The organism is Rhizobium sp. P1_E6 (assembly GCF_056405875.1).
Genome location: NZ_JBFUBG010000198.1, coordinates 1 through 3367, shown reverse-complemented (window position 1 = coordinate 3367; position 3367 = coordinate 1). Strand labels below are relative to the sequence as shown.

Genomic DNA, 3367 nt, shown 5'->3' with positions numbered 1-3367 from the left:
CTCGTTATCCTGTCGGTATTTGCGATATCTTCGTGCCAGACGGAAGATAAAAGTCCCCAACCACATTTCACGACCAATAGCCGCGGCCAGAAAACTACCGGCACGGCTCAGGCCAATGCCGACACCCACTTCATCGAGTTTCGCTCGCGTTACGCACTGACCTATGGGCATACTTACGTCGTTTTCGGGCGTGTGGACGCGAACGGAAATATGATCGATCCCGAGGTTGCTGGCCTTGCCCCTGCCTCGCCGGATGCCGCGCCCTACGTCATGGGACATTTCATACCGGTTCCGGCCACGACCGGGCAGACCGACGGCGATCTGGAAGAGCAGTACAGGTCGGCAAGCTGGCGGGTGATGCTCACGGACGACGAATACAGCGGCGTTGTCGCTTTTATCCGCGAGCAGCAAGCGAACTCCCATTTCTGGCAAGCGTCGGTCGACAATTGCAACAATTGGGTTGGCGAGATCGCGCGCCACATGGGCTACAAGACGCCCAGCATCTGGCTGAGGCCGCAGCAATTCATTACAGAACTTCGAGAAATGAACACAGTCTGAGTGCGTTTCGGCCTGCCTATTGGACGCCGTTTGGAGTGCGCCCTTGAGGGCGGACACTGATCAGGCCGCTGGGTTGCCAGTCTGCCGGATGGGCATCGTAAAGTTAACGCGCTCAGGCATTAAAGCCGGCGCGTCGCCTTCGTTCAGTTGGCGTCAAGGCGAGCGATATCGGACCATAATTGTATGGCGGTGGCTCGCAATTCTCGATGGTGGGCGGATGGAATATCGTGGCGGGGAATGAACCCAGCAGTCTGCCTGCAGCCCACGTCCCTGATCGCCGAAGAAATATGCTGCGAAATGCCGGGCTTACGATGGCGTCCTGGACGCGGTGCCGCAGAACGACGCCTGGAACAGTTAGTTTCGTTCGTTTCTGCCTGACGGATGCCGATCAATAAGAATCGTATGTATGGCGATCCCCTCCGGCGGCTCGGTCAGATATTCGGCATCTCTCTTGGGGTGGTGCATCTTGGTAGGATTGCCTTTCGTGAATGCCGTCATGGATTCGATATCCGGCCAATACGATGTCGTCGCGAACCACGTCTCAGTATCGAGATCCTCCCTTAAGAGCTGAAAACCAAGGGTATTTTGCAACAGGCGCGGGGTGCCCTCAGCCTTCAGATATTGTTCGTATTCGTCAGCAATTTCCCGTCGGGTTCGGCCGCGCCACACTCGGGCTATTGTTGCGGTGGTCATGGATCACGTCCTCTTCGATTCCGCAAGGATATGGTCGTTTGGAACGCATGAGCAAGCACGTTAGGTCCCCGAAGTCGGAAGACCACCAGGCTTCCAGCGTATCGAGAACGAGCGTTTCCGCTTCATCCAAATAGGAGGAAATACCAATGAAGAAAATTACACGGCCGAACAGATCGCTGCCGAGCGCGAGCGGGGATAGCGTGAACCGTCTGTAATTCGCCTCAGCGAAAAACCGTCAGAAAGCCTCGCAGGTGATGCGGGGCTTTTTGCTGCTTGCCGCCGGGACTTTTTGGCGTTGTCGGCGTAGTCGGCGGCAAGCAGGGAGCTGCCACTGCGCTCGACGCAGAGAGCTTCAATCGACAGCTTCATCTTGAAGAAGCTAAACTGATTGAAGCCAACGCTGCCCGTTATGCCATCCAACAGGGTTATTGCGCCAATGTGAGCAACTGCTACAGCGCTGCTATCGACCTCGCGATTTTGATCTGCTGGTTTCCACGCACAACTGGGCCGGTTAGTCGCATAATTTCCGTTGAGAATAATAGCGGTGAATACCGGTCAGTAAGATAATCGCCCATTGTCGTTGGCGGTCTTGGTCAAGTTCGAGTTGATTCCGGTTCCTTCTCCGCCGCGCGGCGCGCCCGGATCGCCGCCGCGATGAAGACGCGCGACAGGCCGTGATAGAGCGGCTCGCGTGAAAGGATGCGCGAGGTTACATAGCCGATCATCGACACCGCCATGATCGGGATGACGGCCTGATGGTCGCCGGTCATTTCCAGGATGATGACGAATGCCGTCATCGGTGCCTGTACAACGCCCGCGAAATAGCCAGCCATGCCAAGGATCGCTGCCAGCGCGATGCTGGTGCCGAGCAGAGAGCCGATGGTGCTGCCGAAACCGGCGCCGACGGCAAGCGACGGCGCGAAGATGCCGCCTGGAATGCCTGAGAGCATCGAGAGGAAGCTGGCTGCAAGCTTCTCGAGGAAGAACAGCAGGGGCAGGGCGTTGCCTTCGACGGCGCCGCGCGCCTGCTCATACCCGGTGCCGAAGGTCGTGCCGCCAGATGCGACGCCGATGACCGCGATTGCCAGCCCGCACACGCCCGCAAGCGCCAGCATGCGTTTGAGTGGTTGCGGTTGCGCCCAGCGGCGGATCTTTTGGCCGAAATGCAGTGCAAAGCCGCTGAAGGCGGCACCCAGAGCGCCGCCGCCGACACCGCAGATCAGAACCAATCCCCAGTCGCGAAGCTCGGTTGGGGCAGCAGACGCCATGCCGAAATAATTGTAGCTGCCGGAAAGCCCGAGCGCCGCCAGGCCCGAGAGGATGACGGCGGTCAGCACCAGCCCGTTGGCGCGCGATTCATAGGTGCGGCTCATTTCCTCGATCGCAAAGACGATACCGGCAAGCGGCGTGTTGAAAGCGGCAGCGATACCCGCCGCCGAACCTGCAAGGATCAACCCGCGTGCCTGCGCCATGCCGCCAAAGCGGGCGACGGCAAGCATGATCGACGCGCCGACCTGCACCGTCGGCCCCTCGCGGCCGATCGAGGCGCCGGAAAACAGTCCGAGCACCGTCAGCACGATCTTGCCGAAGGCGATCTTCAGCGACAGCAGCCGAGTCCGGTCTTCTGCGTCGTGCAAGTGCCGGGCGGCGATTGCCTGCGGAATGCCGCTACCTCCCGAATTCGGAAACAGCGTCGCCGCCAGATAGGCCGACAGGATGAAGCCCGCGGGTGTCAGCACCAGTGGCAGCAGAAACGCCCATTCACCGGAAGAGGTGAGGGATCCGAATGCGTTCTGCGCCAGATCGGCAAGCTTGGCGAAGCCGACGCTTATCACGCCAATCGCGAGCGCCCCGCACCAGAACACCATCCTCGGCTTCCAGAGCGAAAACGAACCCCAGATCACGCGGGAACGGCGAAGGAGCTTGGAATAGCGATAACGGCTTGGCATGACGGACTCGATACGTGACGCAGGATATGAAGCCTTCTAACCCCAAACGCGCGCGAAGATCATCCCCTCAATTGAAAAGGTACTGGATTGGGGTAGGATCGCTTTATGTCGAAGGATGGAGGACGCTATGTTCAGCGCATTCGGAATTGGACTGCCGTCCCTTGGGC

Annotated in this window: 4 protein-coding genes and 1 pseudogene; 1 reads left to right on the top strand and 4 read right to left on the bottom strand. The window is 59.2% G+C overall.

The genetic code is table 11. The features are described 5' to 3' along the window. Positions 1–558 (top strand): hypothetical protein (locus AC1D35_RS35160; protein WP_477942536.1); only part of this gene is annotated, 558 nt, incomplete at its 5' end. A 143-nt stretch (positions 559–701) separates the two neighbouring features. On the opposite strand, the pseudogene AC1D35_RS35155 reads toward AC1D35_RS35160, so the two are convergent. The 4 genes and pseudogenes from AC1D35_RS35155 to AC1D35_RS35140 form a co-directional block, all read right to left on the bottom strand. After that, positions 702–797, bottom strand: a pseudogene (locus AC1D35_RS35155) (IS6 family transposase); the annotation flags it as partial. A gap of 115 nt (positions 798–912) precedes the next feature. Then, positions 913–1251 carry an antibiotic biosynthesis monooxygenase family protein gene (locus tag AC1D35_RS35150; RefSeq protein WP_446983685.1) on the bottom strand — a complete coding sequence of 113 codons (339 nt, stop codon included), beginning with the start codon at positions 1249–1251 and terminating at the stop codon, positions 913–915. Between the two features lie 156 nt (positions 1252–1407). Continuing rightward, the gene (locus AC1D35_RS35145) at positions 1408–1671 is read right to left on the bottom strand and encodes a hypothetical protein (RefSeq protein ID WP_446983686.1); all 264 of its coding nucleotides are present in this window, start codon (positions 1669–1671) and stop codon (positions 1408–1410) included. A gap of 173 nt (positions 1672–1844) precedes the next feature. Continuing rightward, positions 1845–3200 (bottom strand): chloride channel protein, encoded by a 1356-nt coding sequence (locus AC1D35_RS35140; RefSeq protein ID WP_446983687.1) that lies wholly within the window; start codon positions 3198–3200, stop codon positions 1845–1847. Between the last annotated feature and the right edge of the window lie 167 nt (positions 3201–3367).

Coding starts and splice junctions, on each gene's coding strand:
- AC1D35_RS35140 (WP_446983687.1), bottom strand. CDS start 3,200: ATGCCAAGCCGTTATCGCTATTCCAAGCTCCTTCGCCGTTCCCGCGTG.
- AC1D35_RS35150 (WP_446983685.1), bottom strand. CDS start 1,251: ATGACCACCGCAACAATAGCCCGAGTGTGGCGCGGCCGAACCCGACGG.